The sequence below is a fragment of the Methanococcoides alaskense genome (assembly GCF_027594145.1).
Lineage (GTDB): Archaea > Halobacteriota > Methanosarcinia > Methanosarcinales > Methanosarcinaceae > Methanococcoides > Methanococcoides alaskense.
Map to the genome: position 1 here is coordinate 619,784 of NZ_JAQFFK010000001.1, position 18,016 is coordinate 637,799.

Annotated in this window: 18 protein-coding genes; 12 read left to right on the plus strand and 6 right to left on the minus strand. The window is 44.9% G+C overall.

Annotation, left to right across the window (positions count from 1 at the left end):
* Window positions 1-161: 161 nt before the first annotated feature.
* From PBV53_RS02940 to PBV53_RS02955, 4 genes are all read left to right on the plus strand, one after another.
* Window positions 162-380: a hypothetical protein gene (locus PBV53_RS02940; protein WP_270095662.1), complete on the plus strand. Its 219-nt coding sequence runs from the start codon at window positions 162-164 to the stop codon at window positions 378-380.
* Window positions 381-385: 5 nt separating this feature from the next.
* Entirely contained in the window at window positions 386-691 is a 306-nt protein-coding gene (locus PBV53_RS02945; protein ID WP_270095663.1) for a type II toxin-antitoxin system RelE family toxin, read from the plus strand.
* A gap of 127 nt (window positions 692-818) precedes the next feature.
* A complete protein-coding gene (gene hisH / locus PBV53_RS02950) occupies window positions 819-1,427 on the plus strand; it encodes an imidazole glycerol phosphate synthase subunit HisH (RefSeq protein ID WP_270095664.1) in 609 nt (202 codons plus the stop codon).
* A gap of 14 nt (window positions 1,428-1,441) precedes the next feature.
* Window positions 1,442-2,764 carry an AIR synthase-related protein gene (locus PBV53_RS02955; RefSeq protein ID WP_270095665.1) on the plus strand — a complete coding sequence of 441 codons (1,323 nt, stop codon included), beginning with the start codon at window positions 1,442-1,444 and terminating at the stop codon, window positions 2,762-2,764.
* Window positions 2,765-2,767: 3 nt separating this feature from the next.
* Here the strand turns inward: PBV53_RS02955 and PBV53_RS02960 are convergent, their stop codons facing one another.
* Both PBV53_RS02960 and PBV53_RS02965 read right to left on the minus strand, forming a co-directional pair.
* Window positions 2,768-4,081, minus strand: a complete 1,314-nt coding sequence (locus PBV53_RS02960) for an NfeD family protein (RefSeq protein ID WP_270095666.1) — start codon at window positions 4,079-4,081, stop codon at window positions 2,768-2,770.
* Between the two features lie 15 nt (window positions 4,082-4,096).
* The gene (locus PBV53_RS02965) at window positions 4,097-4,855 is read right to left on the minus strand and encodes a slipin family protein (RefSeq protein ID WP_270095667.1); all 759 of its coding nucleotides are present in this window, start codon (window positions 4,853-4,855) and stop codon (window positions 4,097-4,099) included.
* A 114-nt stretch (window positions 4,856-4,969) separates the two neighbouring features.
* Here PBV53_RS02965 and PBV53_RS02970 point away from each other — a divergent pair, with 114 nt between their 5' ends.
* On the plus strand, window positions 4,970-7,093 hold the full coding sequence (locus PBV53_RS02970) for a DHH family phosphoesterase (protein WP_270095668.1): 2,124 nt from the start codon (window positions 4,970-4,972) through the stop codon (window positions 7,091-7,093).
* Window positions 7,094-7,159: 66 nt separating this feature from the next.
* Here the strand turns inward: PBV53_RS02970 and PBV53_RS02975 are convergent, their stop codons facing one another.
* The 3 genes from PBV53_RS02975 to PBV53_RS02985 form a co-directional block, all read right to left on the minus strand.
* Window positions 7,160-7,771 (minus strand): orotate phosphoribosyltransferase-like protein, encoded by a 612-nt coding sequence (locus PBV53_RS02975; RefSeq protein WP_270095669.1) that lies wholly within the window; start codon window positions 7,769-7,771, stop codon window positions 7,160-7,162.
* Between the two features lie 64 nt (window positions 7,772-7,835).
* Complete coding sequence (locus PBV53_RS02980; protein ID WP_270095670.1) at window positions 7,836-8,315, minus strand: NOB1 family endonuclease; 480 nt, start codon at window positions 8,313-8,315, stop codon at window positions 7,836-7,838.
* A gap of 70 nt (window positions 8,316-8,385) precedes the next feature.
* Window positions 8,386-9,741, minus strand: a complete 1,356-nt coding sequence (locus tag PBV53_RS02985; RefSeq protein ID WP_270095671.1) for an ATPase domain-containing protein — start codon at window positions 9,739-9,741, stop codon at window positions 8,386-8,388.
* Window positions 9,742-9,919: 178 nt separating this feature from the next.
* Here PBV53_RS02985 and PBV53_RS02990 point away from each other — a divergent pair, with 178 nt between their 5' ends.
* Window positions 9,920-10,711: an NAD+ synthase gene (locus tag PBV53_RS02990; RefSeq protein ID WP_270095672.1), complete on the plus strand. Its 792-nt coding sequence runs from the start codon at window positions 9,920-9,922 to the stop codon at window positions 10,709-10,711.
* Here PBV53_RS02990 and PBV53_RS02995 read toward each other — a convergent pair.
* Complete coding sequence (locus PBV53_RS02995; RefSeq protein ID WP_270095673.1) at window positions 10,703-11,998, minus strand: TiaS agmantine-binding domain-containing protein; 1,296 nt, start codon at window positions 11,996-11,998, stop codon at window positions 10,703-10,705. The two genes, PBV53_RS02990 and PBV53_RS02995, sit on opposite strands and share 9 nt — an antisense overlap.
* A gap of 74 nt (window positions 11,999-12,072) precedes the next feature.
* On the opposite strand from PBV53_RS02995, the gene PBV53_RS03000 reads away from it, so the two are divergent.
* The 6 genes from PBV53_RS03000 (at window position 12,073) to PBV53_RS03025 (ending at window position 17,937) form a co-directional block, all read left to right on the plus strand.
* Entirely contained in the window at window positions 12,073-13,044 is a 972-nt protein-coding gene (locus PBV53_RS03000) for a transcriptional regulator (protein WP_270095674.1), read from the plus strand.
* Window positions 13,045-13,160: 116 nt separating this feature from the next.
* Window positions 13,161-13,769 (plus strand): phosphoribosylglycinamide formyltransferase, encoded by a 609-nt coding sequence (gene purN / locus PBV53_RS03005; protein ID WP_270095675.1) that lies wholly within the window; start codon window positions 13,161-13,163, stop codon window positions 13,767-13,769.
* Between the two features lie 111 nt (window positions 13,770-13,880).
* The gene (gene glyA, locus PBV53_RS03010; RefSeq protein WP_270095676.1) at window positions 13,881-15,125 is read left to right on the plus strand and encodes a serine hydroxymethyltransferase; all 1,245 of its coding nucleotides are present in this window, start codon (window positions 13,881-13,883) and stop codon (window positions 15,123-15,125) included.
* A 28-nt stretch (window positions 15,126-15,153) separates the two neighbouring features.
* Window positions 15,154-16,014: a bifunctional methylenetetrahydrofolate dehydrogenase/methenyltetrahydrofolate cyclohydrolase gene (locus PBV53_RS03015; RefSeq protein WP_270095677.1), complete on the plus strand. Its 861-nt coding sequence runs from the start codon at window positions 15,154-15,156 to the stop codon at window positions 16,012-16,014.
* Between the two features lie 79 nt (window positions 16,015-16,093).
* Entirely contained in the window at window positions 16,094-17,326 is a 1,233-nt protein-coding gene (gene folP, locus PBV53_RS03020; protein WP_270095678.1) for a dihydropteroate synthase, read from the plus strand.
* Window positions 17,323-17,937 (plus strand): methylenetetrahydrofolate reductase C-terminal domain-containing protein, encoded by a 615-nt coding sequence (locus PBV53_RS03025; RefSeq protein ID WP_270095679.1) that lies wholly within the window; start codon window positions 17,323-17,325, stop codon window positions 17,935-17,937. The genes folP and PBV53_RS03025 overlap by 4 nt, the downstream gene beginning before the upstream one ends.
* Window positions 17,938-18,016 lie beyond the last annotated feature (79 nt).

An 18,016-nucleotide genomic window follows, 5' to 3' on the forward strand; every position in this document is an offset into this window, starting at 1 on the left:
ACTAGGATTTGGTTGCTAAAACAAAATCGAATTGACAAAATATAACGCACGAAAGTGGCTACAATAAAATGCAAGTAGTAAAATAGAAATGGATGCATAAAACTAATCCAAATTAATATATTAAATTAAAAACAACAAAATAAATTAGTGGGGCAACTAATATGACACACATAGTACACGGAAGTTCCAAATCCAAAACAACTATTCCAACAACAACTGACATCAGGGATAGACTGAAAAGCTATGGTTCAAAAGGTGAAACTTATAGTGATATTCTGGCGCGTCTAATGGATACTGCCGATTATGACCTGTTCATGGGTCGTATGTATGCACGACTAGATGAAAAGGATCAGTTTGTCTCACTTGATGAATTAGAGTGAGATGTATGAAGATCGGTATTGAAATACACAAAAGTGCAGCAAAATCTCTCCGGGAACTTGACTCTGGCACAAGAGATCGTATCGTATCCGAACTCAAGTCATTTGCGAATGAGCCCACCACAAGTAAGTCTGATATTAAGAAACTAAAAGGGATCAAGGGCAAACAGGACTTATACCGTCTAAGAGTTGGAGATTACAGAGTAATATATGCCATACAAGACGATGTAATGTGGGTTATTGAGATTATGATCCGTGAAAAAGGTTACAAGTGGTTGACAACAAATGTGTTCAACCTATTGTTCCTATTTTAATACCTAATCTATTGGGGGAATATAATCTTCCTCCCTTTCCATTCATTTTTTTATAATTATGCCAATAATTATATACTGTACTCCATTATCGCGTTACATTGATGTACCAAAACCGTATGTAATCCCCATGAAAAAAATTGTGATAATTGATTATGGGCTTGGCAATCTCCGCAGTGTTCAGAAAGGGCTGGAACACGCAGGTGCTGAAGTGCTCATATCGAAGGACCCTGCGGACATTGAAACTGCGGATGGTCTCATTCTTCCCGGGGTGGGTGCCTTTTCCGATGCAATGAAGAACATCGTGCCTTTCTTGGGTTCCATTCATGATTATGTGGCATCAGGCAAGCCAGTTCTCGGTATATGTCTGGGAATGCAAATGCTGATGACCCGTTCCGAGGAAGGGGGTCTTACAGAAGGACTGGACCTTGTCCCGGGAAATGTTGTGAAGTTCCCACGATCAGAATTGAAGGTCCCTCAAATGGGCTGGAACTCCCTGTCGATCGAACAGGACCATCCTTTCTATGAGGGTGTTTCCAGTGGAGCTTTTGTATATTTTGTACATTCCTATTATGTTGATTCCGACGCATCCCACACGCTTGCATCATGTGATTACGGGATATACTTTGCTGCATCGGTAGTGAATTCGGCAGGTAATGTTATAGGGACACAGTTCCATCCTGAAAAAAGTGGCGATATTGGTTTGAAAATGCTCAAGAACTTTGTAGACATGTGCTGATAAGGAGCGATTTTATGGATATAGAAGGTTATGCAAGAAAAGGACTTCGAAATAATGATCTCGGGCTTGAGGACAAGTTGACAGAAAGGATACTCGAGATCAAGAATACATCTGAAAAACACGCACGCAATCTTGCAAAAGCAGCGATAGTGGAAGCAAAGGCGACCTTGAATGTTGAAGGGGATGTGCTGACATCAACTGTCTCAGGGGTTACCATGGGTGAATTCGGTGTGGGTTCCCGGGGACTGGGAGATTTCTATGCACACGAAAAGATCGCTGAGGTGATCGGTAAGACCAGTGCAGTGGTGGACACTACCCATCTCGATGATTCCGGAGCTGTCCTGAACGAAAAGGGCGATGGTTACATCATTGTCACAATAGATGGTATTCATTCCCGATTGAGCGATTTTCCTTTCCTCGCAGGCTTCCACGTAGCCCGTGCATCTCTGCGTGATGTCTATGCCATGGGTTCCCGGCCGGTTGCTCTCTTGTCCGATATCCACGTTGCCGATGATGGTGATGTGGCAAAGATATTCGATCACATTGCAGGCATAACCACAGTCTCGGAACTTACTGGTATCCCTCTTGTTACCGGAAGTACATTGCGAATTGGTGGCGATATGGACATCGGCGAGCGTATGACCGGTGGTGTTGGTGCGGTAGGTACATCCACTGAACTGACCTCCCGTATACAGACACAGGTTGGAGATGTCATATTGATGAGCGAAGGTGCAGGCGGAGGGACCGTTTCCACAGCAGCGCTCTATTATGAAATGCACGATGTAGTTGAGGAAACCATAAACATCAAGTTCCTGGAAGCATGTGAGGCTCTGATTGCTTCAGGTCTTACCAAACACGTCCATGCAATGACCGATGTGACCAATGGCGGTATTCGTGGTGATGCAAAGGAGATCTCAAGAACTGCGGGTGTAAAACTTGTCTTTGATGAATCGAAGATGCGTCCTCTTGTCAATCCGAAGGTCCTCGACATGCTGGAAAAGCTGGAGATCGATTATCTTGGCGTATCCTTGGACGCTTTGCTTGTGATCGCTCCGCCGGAATATGCGGAACAGATAATTCAGGTGGTAAGGGATGTTGGTGTTGATATCGATATCATCGGCGAGATCGTGGAAGGCAGCGGTGCCGAGATAGTCATTGATGGCAAGGTCTGTGATTTCACTCCTCGTTTCAGGGAATCAGCTTACACTCCTATAAAGAAGATGATCGGAGAAGAAGAGCCCAGGGACTTTGAAGAAATGAAAGAAGCGATCGACAAAGCTGCAAAAGAAGCTTCAGAGAAAAAGAAAAAAGTTATGGAAATGATAAGAGGAAAGTGAGTATCACTCTCCCTCCTCTTCTACTTTTTTAACAGTAAAGAGAGGTCCCTGTACATCAGTGATCTCCACTCTATCTCCATCGCTGATATCCTCTTTTACTTTTGCTTTCCAGTATTCTCCTTTGTACTTGACAAAACCTTCTGTTCCTGCTTTGATATCCTCTATGGCATTTGCCATCTCGCCGATAGGGTCTTCGCCTATAACCGGCTTTTTGTGTCTGACCTCGAGCACTTTATAGAAGACGAACACAAAGAGGATGCCCATTACTATTGTGGGTGTCACGATCGCGATTATCATCGACCGCTGTACATCAGCGGGGCTGTACCATCTGGGGAAGTCCATGGGTACCAGGAAGATACTTCCGGCTATCAGGCATACTAATCCGGCAATTCCAAAAATACCGAATCCAGGTGCCTGTAATTCGAGAACGAACAGTATCACCCCGAGCAATATAAGGAAAATTGCTGCGATATTCACATCGAATCCCATACCTACAAGGCCCAGCGATATTGCAACGACTCCAAATATCTCTGCACCTGCTCCGGGATTAGAAATACCTATTACGATGCCGTATATGCCGAGCATGATGAGAAGTGAGGAAATGATCGGGTCCGATATAATGTCCATGAAGCTCAATCTCAGGGACGGTCTATAGTTCTCAATGGTAGCACCTTTGGTGTTCAGCACCTTTCCTTTGATCGTCTGACCATCCACCTTCTCAAGAAGGTCATCAATGTCAGATGCAACATACTCGATAATTCCTGCTTCCAATGCTTCTTCATCATTCAGGTTCAGATTTTCCGTAATGAACTTCTCTGCAGTTGTTTCATTGCGACCGTGCTGTTTTGCTTTTGTTTTTGCAAGGGCCACGAGTGCATTTACTATCTTATCGTCCTCTATGGGCTCTATACCCTGAGGTGACACTGATACAGGTTGGGCAGAACCGATTATAGTATTTGGTGACATTGCCGCAATGTCTGTTCCGATCAAGATAAGTGTCCCTGCGGACCATGCTTTTGTTCCTCCGGGATATACATAGCCTATTACCGGGATATCCGAACTGTCAATGGCTTCGATTATCTTGAGGGTCTCATCAACCCCTCCTCCAGGGGTGTTGAGGGTGATAATAAGGGCTTCGTATTCATTTTGTTCTGCTAGCTGCAATGCATCTATCACAAGATCATCTGCTACAGGTGTGATCGAATCGGATATTTCCAGTACCAGAACCGTCTGTTCTGCAGATGCAACTGGGGGTATTAACAGTAATAGTACCAAAAAAAAGAAAGGAAGGATAGGTGATCCTTTGTTCAACATCATCACCTTCATCCTGGTTTATTTCTGCGAGAATGCTTTTGATAGTGCAGCGATCTCTGCAGTGTTCGAAGAACTTGAAATTACAATGAGGTTCTTCTCACGTGCGACTTCAGCAATTGTCTGAAACTCTCTCAACTTAATTGCTGCTGGCATATCCTGGTAGAGCTGTGCTGCCTGTCTCATCTTTTCTGCTGCCATGAACTCTCCTTCGGAGAGAATGATACGTGCACGCTTTTCCCTTTCTGCTTCTGCCTGTTTTGCAATAGCACGTAGCATTGTATCATCAATACTAACATCTCTGAGAGTTACGGCGGTGACCTTGATACCCCAAGGGTCTGTGGACGCGTCAAGTAATTCCTGTATGTCCTTGTTTATGGTCTCACGTTCAGAAAGCACGGCATCGAGCTCGATCTGGCCGATGACATCCCTGAGCGTTGTCTGTGAAAGCATTGCAGTTGCGAATTTGTAGTTCTCAACTTCAGTAACAGCTGCAGCAGGCTTGAGGACCTTGTAGTAAATAACTGCATCAACAGCGACAGTAACATTGTCCTTTGTTATGACCGCCTGCTTTGGTACATCGATGGTGACCACACGAAGGTCTATCTTTACGACAGAATCAATTATAGGGATGATCAGGAAAAGTCCCGGACCTTTCACGCCGCTGAGCCTTCCTAACCTGAAAATAACAACCCTTTCGTATTCCTTTACCATCTTAAGTGATTGTGACAAGATGATAACTGCAATAACAAGTATAGGTATGATGTATTCTTCTATCATGTTTCACTTCTCCCAAATTAAATGGAAGAGATTGTGATAAAAAACTATTGCTTGTGGTAATTCAATGTTACGCAAAGACATAAATCTAACATAAACAATTAAGACTTGATACAAATGAGAGATGAGTGCAACGAATGTGGAGGAAAAGGATACGAGGTCCTTTCTACTGAAAAATGTCCTGAATGTAAAGGTTCAGGAAAAATAAAATCCGTAAATCTGATGGATCTTTCTCAAAAGGACGTGAACAGTTTCTTGAAAGAGGGTTCAGCTTGTTCCAAATGCGGTGGAAGCGGAGAAATTGAAGTAAGAAAACAATGTCCTGCATGTAATGGTAAGGGTGCTTCTTATAGATGTGATGTCTGTGACAAGCCCATTCCTGGACCTATAGATGGTAAGGAAGCCTGTATTGCCTGCGGTAAGATCGAGATCGTACATGTTCTTGATAATTCCTGCAATCAGGATGAACTGGAAGTAGGCAAGATGTATCTTGCTAAAGTAAATAATCATGCGGACTTTGGTGTATTCGTTGATCTGAATTCCAGTTTACGTGGTTTGATCCATTCAAGCAATCTCAACATCAAGCTTGAAGAAAAAGCTCCGGTGATCGTGCAGGTAAAAGAGATCAGACGTGACGGTAAAATGGATCTGATCCCCCGGGTTATCAAAGATTACCAGACAGTAGAGGTTGAGAAGAGCATCTCTATAAGAAGATCGACCGAACTTGGCAGTTTTACTGGTAAACTTGTAAAGATCGAAGGTGAGGTAATTCAGGTAAAGCAGACCGCAGGTCCGACTATCTTCACGATTTCCGATGAAGACGGGCTTATTTCCTGTGCTGCTTTTGAGAGTGCCGGTACACGTGCTTATCCGGAGATCGATGCAGACATGATAATTACCGCAACCGGTGAAGTTACCTCCCGTGGTGACAGGCTCCAGTTGGAGGTCAGGAGCATGAAACTTCTGACCGGTGAAAAAGAAGTAGCTGTCAAGAAGCGTATCGATGAGGTCATTGATCAGAGGGCTGAGCCTTCCGACATTGAGTTCCTTGTTGAGAGCGAGATCCTTGAAAAGCTTCGACCTGCAATGCGTAAGGTCGCAAAGGAGATCAAGAGAGCTATTATAAGGTCAAAACCGATCCTTTTACGTCACCATGCCGATGCTGATGGAATGACTGCGGCAGTAGCTATCGAAAAAGCTATCCTTCCTATGATAAGGGAAGTGAACGGTCCTGATGCAGAATATCACTATTACAAGAGAGCACCCTCAAAGGCTCCATTCTATGAGCTTCCGGATGTCACCAAGGACATATCCTTTGCACTTGAGGATGCTGCAAGACACGGACAGAAACTTCCACTTGTCGTAATGGTGGACAACGGTTCCACGGAAGAGGACGTTCCAGCCATGAGGCAGGCACAGGTCTATGGTATCGACATGGTAGTAGTTGATCACCACCATCCTCATGAGATCGTTGACCAGTATCTGCTCGGGCATGTAAATCCTGCTCACGTGGGTGGGGATTTCGGTATGACCGCAGGAATGTTGGCCACGGAAGTTGCCCGTATGATCAACCCGGATGTGACAGATGTGGTCAAACATCTTCCTGCTATTGCTGCAGTGGGTGACCGTTCTGAAGCACCGGAAGCTGAAGCTTACAAGCAGCTTGTTGCTGACAGATATTCTCTGCAGGACCTTAAAGAGATGGCACTTGCACTTGATTTTGAAGCATACTGGCTCAAGTTCGCTAATGGGAGAGGCATAGTCGATGACCTGATGGACCTTGGTGACCACAAGAGGCATAACGATATCGTGAAACTGTTATGTGAGCAGGCAAATGCCATGATCTCAGAACAGCTCGATGCCTGTATGCCGAACGTGAAGTCGGAGGATCTGCCCAACACCGCTGTGCTGAACGTGCTGGATGTCGAGAACTACGCTCACAAGTTCACATTCCCGGCACCAGGCAAGACCTCCGGTGAAGTGCATGACCGCATGTGTCAGAAACTCGAAGGAAGGCCGGTAATTACCATCGGTTACGGTCCTGATTTTGCAGTGATACGCTCAAAAGGAGTTCTGATGAACATTCCACAGATGGTCCGTGAACTTCACGAAGAGATCGTAGGCGCTGGTGTGAATGGCGGCGGACATCTCGTAGTTGGAAGTATCAAATTCGTAGAAGGCATGCGCAGCGAAGTGCTTTCCAAACTGGTCGAAAAGATCGGTTCAGTGGGTGTAGAGTGAGATCTCTCATCCATTTTTTATTTTAAAAAATAAAAAGAACAAAAAATAAAAGGGAGCTTTCCCTTTTTAATCTACACGTGTGATACGGAACAGTGAGCTCATAGGCACATTGGCGATCATATCAGCATTCATCTTGTCAACGATAACTGCAACTGCGATCGGGGTTGCACCAACCTCACGAAGCTGTTCAGCAACGTCTGTAACAGTAGCTCCTGATGACACCACATCGTCCACGATGATGCACTTCTTTCCATCGACATCAGCGAAATTCCGGCTAAAGATGCCTCTTTGATGAGTCTTTCCTTTCTGGTCATCATAGTCATGGAATATCGCAAAATCTATCTGCAGTTCTTCGGCCATCATGGTGGCGATAGGGATTCCACTAAGCCCTATACCGATCACAAGGTCAGCATCTTGTTGTGTCCTTTCCAGTTTCTCTATCACCATATCACAAAGTGCCTGTGAGATGCATCTTAATCTGTATGAACTCTGTCCGACACTGTTCCATGTAACAGAGATATCCTTTGGTGCAGGTGCTACAACATCTTTCTTTGAGCGTGTCAAAAGCCATGTGACCGTTTCCCTGGACACGTTAAGCTCATTTGCTATCTGGCCTGTAACAAGACCATTTGATTGCAATTCAACCGCTTTTAGGATCAATTCTTCTATGTTCTTCATATTATCCCAGCTGAAATATTAATTAGTATTAATCTTTTTAAATAGTTATAGTACATCTCAATGGTTATAGTTTTCTTTTCCTGACCTTCTTCAAAAGAGATCCACAGACGGGACAATCATCCCCCTCATCAAATTTGCGATAGCATGCAGTACATTTTTTTCCCCATACCAGTACGTCCTTTATTTTTTTCTGACTGATGGGCTTAACTTCAATACCAAGCACTGAAGCCATGTTCTGTACAGCATAGTCGTCTGTGAGAAGGACTCCGTTCTCCTTGTATTCAAGAGCTTTCGTTAGAATGTCTATATCTGTGTCTGAGAGCTCTTCAACATCCCTCGTCCTTTTGGCAATTGAAACTACCTCTTTGCGAACCTGTGGGTCAGGCGCTTCAATTCTTGTACCTGTCTCACAAGCGATCTCAAATCGCATCATGGCTTCCCGGCTCTTCATTTCGTCCTTTACGGAAGGCACAGTGATGAACAGCGATGTGTCGCCATCATATCCATAGATGAAAACTGCGGAATCTGTAATATAGAATGTCATGTTCGTATGGTCTCAAGCCTGTTCGATACCATAGATATTTCTTCAGGCTTATAAGTATAGCTATTACCATTTAATCCGATGACGGTAACATGATGTCCACACCAGAGTCCCTTATTTCGAATTTCCTTATTCCTTTGTCATGGTGGCTCCTGTGCATTTTCATGACAGTTATGGTTTTGTCTATATGGTCTTCTTCCTCTTTTAGTGAAAGCAGTACTGAAGTATCCATACCATAATCTTCGATAAAATGCATTCCATTAATGCTATCCGGCCTTTGTGTGAACATTGAGGTGACGCCATTTGATCTGAACATATCTGAAAGTAGTTTGATATGGTCCTTTGCATCCAGAGGTGTCATAAGGTCGGAGAATACGTTCACATCGTCTACAAAAATACGCTTGATGTTCTCTTTTTTGATAATAGAGCGTAAATGTATGGCATGTTCTCCGGCTTCAAGGGCTGACATGCTGGTGCAGACAACTTTTATGGCACCGGAACTTACAAGGTCCCTTATATCATGACCAATGGAGCTTGCATTCGTAAGGGTCTGTTCTTCGGACTCTATAAATGAAACTATCATCCCGGGTTCCTCAGCCCTTGCTCCTTCTGCAATGAACTGTGTTCCAATGGTGGTTTTCCCGGTACCGGAACCTCCGGTGACAAGGGTTGAAGTGCCTCTTATAACACCATTTCCGGTCATTATGTCAAGTCCTTTTATACCTGTTGAGACACGGTCTGTAAAATGGGGTATCTCCATTTCGGTCAGTTCCTGTCGGTGAAGTATAATACCTTCTTCAGTTATTGAAAATGGATGTTTTCCACTTATGTAGCCTTGTCCTCTGAGCTTTAAGACCTCGAGGTGGTGTACCCGACGTTTGTTGGCTTCATCATTGGAAAGATAGATAATGCCATCTGCTACGTGGCTCAGGTCACTTTTCAGGAGCTCGTCTCCGGTGAACTCTCCAATCGCTATGACCAGAGCATCCCATTTTTTCATACGCAGGAAAAGGTCATAGTAGAAACGTCGTTTTGCTTCTTCATCAAGAGTGCTTCCGATTGTTGTTATTGGATCAATGACAATTCGGTCGGGTTTTATTTTTTCAATGGACTCTTCCAGGTTCCACATGAATGTATATATCCCTTTATCAAGGGTCTCGGTGCCGATGGGGATGTAGTTCATGGAGCCGGAGGAAAGCAGGGAAATATTGTAGAAATTCAGCTTTGACATGAATTTATTGACCATTGAAATTGGTTCATTCAATGATGTAACATACATGCATTTCTCATTTTTTTCAGCGGCGTTGAAAATGGATTGCATTGCAAGTGTGGTCTTTCCAGAACCTGCTGGACCTGCTACCAGGATCGCAGAGGGCTTTGGGAACCCGCCTTTTAAAATTGTATCAAGGGCATGTATCTCCGAACTCATTTGTTTCATTATAGCACCTGCAGAATATATTTATATTAATATTCTCTCTACTATATTTAAGACTATGTTCGCTCATTTATGAAAAAAGTTTAACAAGAAATCTAAATATGTACTGTGAATATAGTAGAGAGCACTATTATATACACAAATACTCGATCATCATCTGGACCTTGGTACTATGGATATTATAAAAGCAAAAGATATCATCATTGATTTTATTGGGAAGAAACTGGAAGGGACTGGAATTGAAGGTGCTGTTGTAGGTATAAGCGGAGGCATCGATTCTGCACTTGTGGCATACCTGTCCGTCGAAGCGTTGGGAGCTGAGAACGTTCTTGGTATTCATATGCCGGAAGCTTCAACCCCTGAGTCCGAAATAGAAGATGCTAAAAAGGTCGCAGAAGCTCTTGGTATTGACCTTAAGGTGGTAGACATCACTAGCGTTCTTGAAGGCTACAGATCCGCAATGCCGGATATCGAGGATACATCTGCTTATGTCGATGGTAATTTGAAGGCAAGGATCAGGATGTCCATGCTCTACTACTATGCTAACATGCTTGGCAGAGTGGTGATGGGGACCGGTAACAAGAGTGAGATATTACTTGGTTATTTCACAAAATACGGTGATGGCGGGGTTGATATGGAACCCATAGGCGATCTTTACAAGACCGAAGTATGGAAAATGTCAAAGATTCTGGGTGTCCAGGAGAGTATTCTGGAAAAAGCACCATCTGCAGGACTCTGGGAGGGTCAGACAGATGAAGAGGACCTTGGTGTTTCTTACGAGACCATCGACAAAGTACTTCAGCCAATTCTTGCAGGAGAGGGGCGGGAACGCGTGCATTTGAAACTCGGGGTTCCAATGGAGGATATCAATTCCATTCTGCTACGTGTCCGGAGTAATCTTCACAAAAGAGCTACTCCCCCGATAGCACACCTTGATGATCTTCGTGATGACTGGTTATCTTGATGGGAACACTTTCCCATCTTTTTCAATCTCTTTTTCCTGGCACCTGACAAGGGGTTTTGCAAGGTGTCTTCTTGCACAGGGTGGAACTTCATACATTCCTATATCTATCCCTCTTTTGATCTCGACAAGTTCAGGTATATCTGCTTTAGTGCCACACTTCTTGCAGCGGTAACCCTGCCCCTTTCCTGCGGACTTCATCCTTTTTCCACATTCGGAACATGTAGGATTGACCGACTCTTGTTCCTGGACCAGGCTTATTATATTCAGCTTTTCGATGTTCAGGGTGTTGTTCTTCACACTTCCTGAGAACACTATCCTGTCCCCGGGCAGGAATTTGCGTACCAGTTCGCGGAAGTTCTTGGTAGGTTCGTAGGCTGCACAGTCCATCTCATCTCCTTCATCGTCACGAACTGAAAAGATCGTATGTCCTCCCCTTATCGTTTTAGGTCGAGTTTCCACTGTTGCTTCAATGGTGTAGGAGTGCATGTCCTTTATGTCTGCTATCCTCTCCACTGGAATAAGGTGTAGGTCAGTTCCCTGATCGGTCCTATAGATTGCATATCTTTCAACAGGTTCAGAGATTATCATCCGGGATGTTATGGTGACAGGCTCAATACCATTTCCTCGAACTCCAAAAAGAACGGGATCTCCTGCATGGGGTATGCATACCACTGCATTGTTCGCAATATCGACTGTGTCCCATGTATTCGGGTAGGTCGCAAGGTCTGCTTCTTTCACACTTTCCTCATCGACCTGCCGTTTTGTTCCCCAGGCATCCTTTTCGCGATATGCGAGATATTCGTATGTATGGTCCCATCCCGGGTTCAGCATGGCTCCACAGGCAGCAAGAGCACCGATAAGTCCTCTCCCGTTCTTCCATCCTCTTGAAGGCAGGTCCAGGCTAGCGATAAGGTTCTTTGCATCATCTATCTGTAATACTTCACGCACCGCTTTCAGGAAGAATTCGCCGAGCTCTTCTTTAACTTTCTCAGATCGGTCCTCGGGTATGAACACAACTCCGGGATTTGTCATCTCGCTCTGCAGTTCAGAAAGTTCGTTGACCCTTGAGATGACATGTTCCATTACTTTTTCCGGTTCTGATGTTGTTATTTCAAAAGCTGTTGAAGCATTTCCACGGGTCTTGTAAGGAATGGTGGGATTCAGGCGTATAAGTATAGGGTTTCCTCTGATGGTTCCGTATTCTTTCAGCTCGTCCATCAATATTGCACAAAGGTATGTGGTGCACATTCCTTCTCTGGAATCGGTATCGTCTATACTTATTATCATAGTCTTTCAATTTGTGTTCGTTCATATACTAACAAATACATTTATATAGATGTGCAAACAATGGTTTTATTGTAATGACAAAGGATATTCTGATACATCAGATAATTGAAGTATTAGAACGCGCCGGTTTCATGGTGTCGAATCAATGTAATATCAGACCCCGTAGCTTTGACCTCGCTGCACGTCAGGGTAATACGCTCCTATTCTGCAAGGTCTTATACAATATTGACGGTCTGAACGAAGAAACGGCCCGTGAAATGAAATCTCTGGCAAAATACCTGAATGGTTTTCCCATACTCATAGGTGCAAAAACACGCGACCAGTTGCTTGAGGATAGCGTGGTTTATATGAGATATGATATTCCTGCATTGAGTATACAGACACTTTACGATTATTTTGTAGAAAATGTACCTCCGCTTGTATCCGCAGCACCCGGAGGTTTGTATGTATCCATTGACGGGGATGTGCTCAAGGAAGCGAGGATGGACATCTCTATGTCTCTGGGGGCTCTTGCTTCCGAGTTGGGTGTGTCCAGACGTACCATAAGCAAGTATGAAGAAGGTCAGATGGATGCATCCATCGATATTGTGCTTCATCTGGAGGAGATACTGGATATGGCACTTGCAAAGTCCATTGATATACTCCGCAGTTTTGAGAAAGAACTGGACCCTTCAACTGTGAATGAAGATCCCTCTGAAAGGAAAACACCGCCCAATGACAATATCCTGAACCTTATATACACTCTGGGTTATGATGTCCTTTCAACGAACCAGGCTCCGTTCAAGGCGGTTTCAAAGGATTCTTCCAGTACTTTCCTGACAGGTGTTAGTGAATACAGCAATGCAATGGTCAAACGTGCTCATTTGATGAGCAGCATCTCCAATGTCATCGAAACCCAATCCGTTTTCATTATCGAGGGTAAGAGCAGGTATAAGTTTGTTGAGGACACCGTACTTATCGAAAGGGATGAGCTCAATAATATCGCAGATGCGGATGACCTTGATACTCTTATTCATGAAAGGTCCAAGCGGTATAAAGAGGAATGAACTGTTTTTAAGTTTCCTTCTTAATATGATCGAATGATTTCCTGTAACAATATGTTGATCGTTTGGATATATAAGCCCAAAACTCTAATATATAGCAATCCCGTATGGTGTGAGCAATGACTCTCAATATTGCAGTTCTTGTATCTGGACGTGGTTCGAATCTACAGTCCATTATCGATAATATTGAAAATGGCTACATCCCGAATGCTGCTATCAAGGTCGTCATCAGTGACAAGGGAGATGCCTATGCACTTGAGAGGGCAGAAGCACATGGTATTGTTCCTATTTTTGTGGACCCTTCCGCTTTTGGGGGTAAAAAAGGCTACGAGGATAAGATCCTGGAGGTTCTTGGTAAATATGATACCAACCTTGTCCTCCTTGCGGGATACATGCGTATTCTAGGTAGCAGGATAATTGGGAAATACCGGAACAGTATAATGAACATCCATCCGGCTTTGTTACCTTCTTTCATGGGACTTTATGCACAGAAGCAGACGTTGGATTATGGTGTGAAAGTTGCAGGGTGTACAGTTCATTTCGTTGATGAGGGAATGGACACCGGCCCGATAGTTCTTCAGAGATGCGTGCCTGTACTCGAAGGAGATGACGAGGATTCCCTTGCAGAGCGTATCCTTGAGCAGGAACATAAGATATATCCTGAAGCCGTAAAACTGTTCGTTGAGAACAGGCTTGTGGTGGATGGCAGAAAAGTATCGATCATATGATCGGTATGATATAACTAATATCATACATCTCTATCACATTATCAATTTCATACAATCACATCACTTAACAATTGATCAATTAAAACTATAATTTTCAAGGAACGATATAATATGTCCTATATTTCAGAGATTGACCCGGAAATTGCCAATGCATTGTCATTGGAGGCACAGCGTCAGGATTTCAAGTTGAACTTGATCGCTTCAGAGAACTACACCAGCCGTGCTGTAATGGAAGCACAGGGTTCCATCATGACCAACAAGTACGCAGAAGGATATTCCGGAAAGCGTTACTATGGTGGTTGCGAATTTGTCGATATGGCAGAGAACCTTGCAATCTCAAGAGCAAAAGAGATCTTCGGTGCAGAGCATGTAAATGTCCAACCTCATTCAGGCTCAGGGGCTAACATGGCTGTCTATTTCTCTGTTCTCAATCTAGGTGACAAGATCATGTCAATGGACCTTTCTCATGGGGGTCACCTTTCCCACGGAAGTCATGTGAGCTTTTCAGGTCAGCTTTACAACATCGTTCCATACGGTGTTTCCCAGGAGACCGAGATGCTTGATTACAATGAGCTCATGGAAATTGCAAAGAAAGAGATGCCACAGATGATCGTTGTTGGAGCATCTGCATATTCCCGTATCATCGATTTCAAGGCATTCAGGGAGATCGCTGATGAGGTTGGAGCATACCTTCTCGCAGATGTTGCACACATTGCAGGCCTTATCGCTGCCGGTGTACACCCAAATCCATTCCCATACGCTGACTTTGTAACAACAACCACTCACAAGACCCTTCGTGGTCCAAGGGGTGGAATGGTAATGTGCAAGGAAGAGTACGCAAAAGCTATCAACAAGTCCGTCTTCCCGGGAATTCAGGGCGGTCCTCTCATGCACATCATTGCTGCAAAGGCAGTTGCATTCAAGGAAGCATTGAGTGACAGTTTCAAAAAGGACCAGGAACAAACCGTCAAGAACGCAAAAGCACTTTGTGCAGCGCTTCAGGACAGGGAATTCGATATAGTCTCTGATGGAACTGACAACCATCTTATGCTTATCAACCTTAACAAGTACGACCTTACAGGAAAGGATGCTGAGGTCATTATGAGCAAAGCTGGTATTGTTATCAACAAGAATACCATCCCATTCGAGACAAGAGGACCTTTCATTACAAGTGGTCTCAGGGCAGGTACACCTGCTTGTACTACACGTGGTATGAAGGAATCAGCAATGGAAGAGATCGCAGACTTCTTCAAGACCATTATTGACAACAGGGAGAACGATGCAGTCCTTGAGACTGTCAATGCGGATGTTCAGGAACTTTGCAGCCGCTTCCCTATATACGAGCACCTCGGATAATTTATTGGATAATAGAAGGTGATCTTCAATGCCTGATACTGATAATACAAAGATCATTGATGGACGGGCCATCGCAAAGAAAGTGGAAGCTGAAGTGAAAGCTGATGTCGAGAAGCTCATAAGTGAAAAGGGGGTAACTCCTGGCTTATCGGCCATACTTGTGGGTGAGGACCCTGCATCAAAGATGTACGTGAGGCTGAAACACAAAGCCTGTGAGCGTGTCGGTATCTTCGCAGAGGATCAGCATCTTCCTGAGGATATCACTCAGGAGGAACTTCTTGAGGCTATCAGTTCCCTGAACGCAAGGAAAGATATCCACGGTATCCTCCTGCAACTGCCATTGCCTAAACATCTCAATGAGCAGGAAGCAATGAACGCCATCGATCCTGCAAAGGATGCGGATGGCTTCCACCCCTTCAACATGGGGCAGTTGCTCATTGGTATCGAAGGACTTGTGCCATGCACTCCCAAGGGAATTATCCGTGCCCTTGAGGAATACGGTGTCGAGATACAGGGCAAGCATGCGGTCATTGTCGGTCACAGCAATGTTGTGGGTAAACCCATGGCAGCAATGCTTGTGAACAGGAATGCGACCGTGAGCATCTGCCATGTGTTCACCGAGGATGTCACGAAGTTCACCAGAGATGCAGATATTCTCGTTGTCGCCACAGGTGTCAAACATCTCATCAAAGAGGATATGGTCAAGGAAGGTTCTGTGATCTTCGATGTGGGTATTACCGAAGAGAATGGTAAGGTCTACGGAGATGTTGATTTCGAGAATGTCATCAACAAGGCATCCCGTGTCACCCCTGTTCCGGGTGGTGTCGGACCGGTGACCATTGCAACATTGATGCAGCATGTCCTTATGTCCGCCCAGAAGACTGCCTAAAATGCAGTCTGTATTTTCTTTTCTCTTTTTCAATCGAATTATATATAATCCATGAAAACTCATAATTGTTGGTTATACAATGGTCGTTGATGTTGACATATGTGGCTTGAAGGTAGGTGATGAGCATCCCGTACGCTTAATGGGTGTTATAAACCTAAGCCGCGAATCCTTTTACAAGGGCTCCGTAGTTGATACGGATTCCCTTCTTGATGTTGCTCATAAGATGATAGATGATGGTGCAACGATAATCGATCTTGGTGCACGGTCAACCTGGCCGCTTGCCGTTCCCATCACAAAGGAAGTGGAATATGCTCGCCTTCTTCCTGCACTGGAACTTTTGAAGGACAACGTCGATGCTGTGATCTCAGTGGATACCGTATTCGCAGACATTGCGGAAAAGGCCATTGAAAGCGGTGCGGATGTGGTGAACGACGTCGCAGGTTTTGCAACTGATGGCGGTATGCTTGATGTGGTCGCTGAGCATGGCTGTCCTGCAGTCGTGATGGCAGCGGGAAAACTTCCCGGTGATCCGCTGGGTATGGATGCCATCATGCAGTCCCTTGATGATATTCTCATTCGCTCTGAAGAACGGGGTATAGATACCGATCAGCTCATACTGGACCCTGCCATCGGTAAATGGGTGCCGGAAAAATCAGCGATGTACGATCTTGAGACCATCGACCAGTTCGAACGCCTGAAAGTCTTCGAGAAACCTCTTCTTGCAGCCATTTCACGCAAATCCTTCATTGGTGATCTGCTCAACAAACCCGCAACTGAGCGCCTGTATGGAAGTCTGGCTGCAGCTGCCATCGTTGTACAAAAAGGGGCTCACATCATCCGTACTCACGATGTCGCAGAGACATTCGATGTGGTTCAAATTGCGGCCGCTGTACGAAGCAGACAGCCTGTTGTGGAAGAGAACGGTTTCGAGGTCAGTGTTCTGGATATTCCCTATCCCGATGATGCGGCCCTTTCCATGCGAAATATAGGTGTTACAGGCACAGGTTCCAAGATAATGAAGAACAAGACGGTATCCCGTGTGCTGCGTATCAGTAATATTACGACCACAGAGGCGTTGATAATCAAACAGGAGATCCTGGCAAGGGGTGGGGATGCAGCACTGGAAAGGGATGCGGTTTCCCATGAGACCGAAAAGACCGATGTCATTGTCATTGGTACATTGCTACAGGTAAAAAAACTTGCAGACAAGCTTGAGTGTCAGGCAAGGAACCTTCCCCTTATCTCAAAGATGATAAAGGATGCACTGGAGCAGGAATCGGACATTGAATACCGTTATTTGAGGCAATCATGATAATCTCATCTTCTAAACCCTTTAGCGAGGTCCTTGAAATGCTCATGGACAAGGATGCCGTTTACATCATCGGTTGCAGCGTCTGTGCTGCCAAACAGCACGTAGGCGGCGAACCCGAGGTCGCAGAGATGGTGTCTCTTCTCTCTGATGCCGGAGTAAATATTATTGGGGGAGTTGTGGCAAAAGCTGCATGTAGTGTCCGTTCCTGTGAGTATCTTATGGAGCTTGCCCCGAACATCGGTGATGCCACCGCTGTTCTGGTAATGGCATGTGGCAGCGGTACTTCCAACATTGCACGCTTTGTAGATGTGGATGTTTATCCTGCCAACAATACCGACTCGCTGGGTGCAATGACGGGGGATAAGGTCATCCATCATCTGTGTGCCATGTGTGGTCAGTGTACGATCGCCGATTTTGGTGGCATCTGTCCCACAGCACAGTGCCCGAAAGAATTGCTAAATGGTCCTTGTGGCGGTTCAATGGAGGGCAAGTGCGAGGTCGATCCCGAAAAGGATTGCGTGTGGGAATTGATATATGAGCGTCTTGAGAGGATAGGCAGGCTGGACCTTTTGGAAGAGGTTCGGGATGCTAAGGGCCATTTGGTGAAGTGAGCTTTGTTTCTTGTCCTGTCGATGTGATTCATTATTGTACCACGGGACTTCTGTTTTTCACGCACACATTTTAAATATT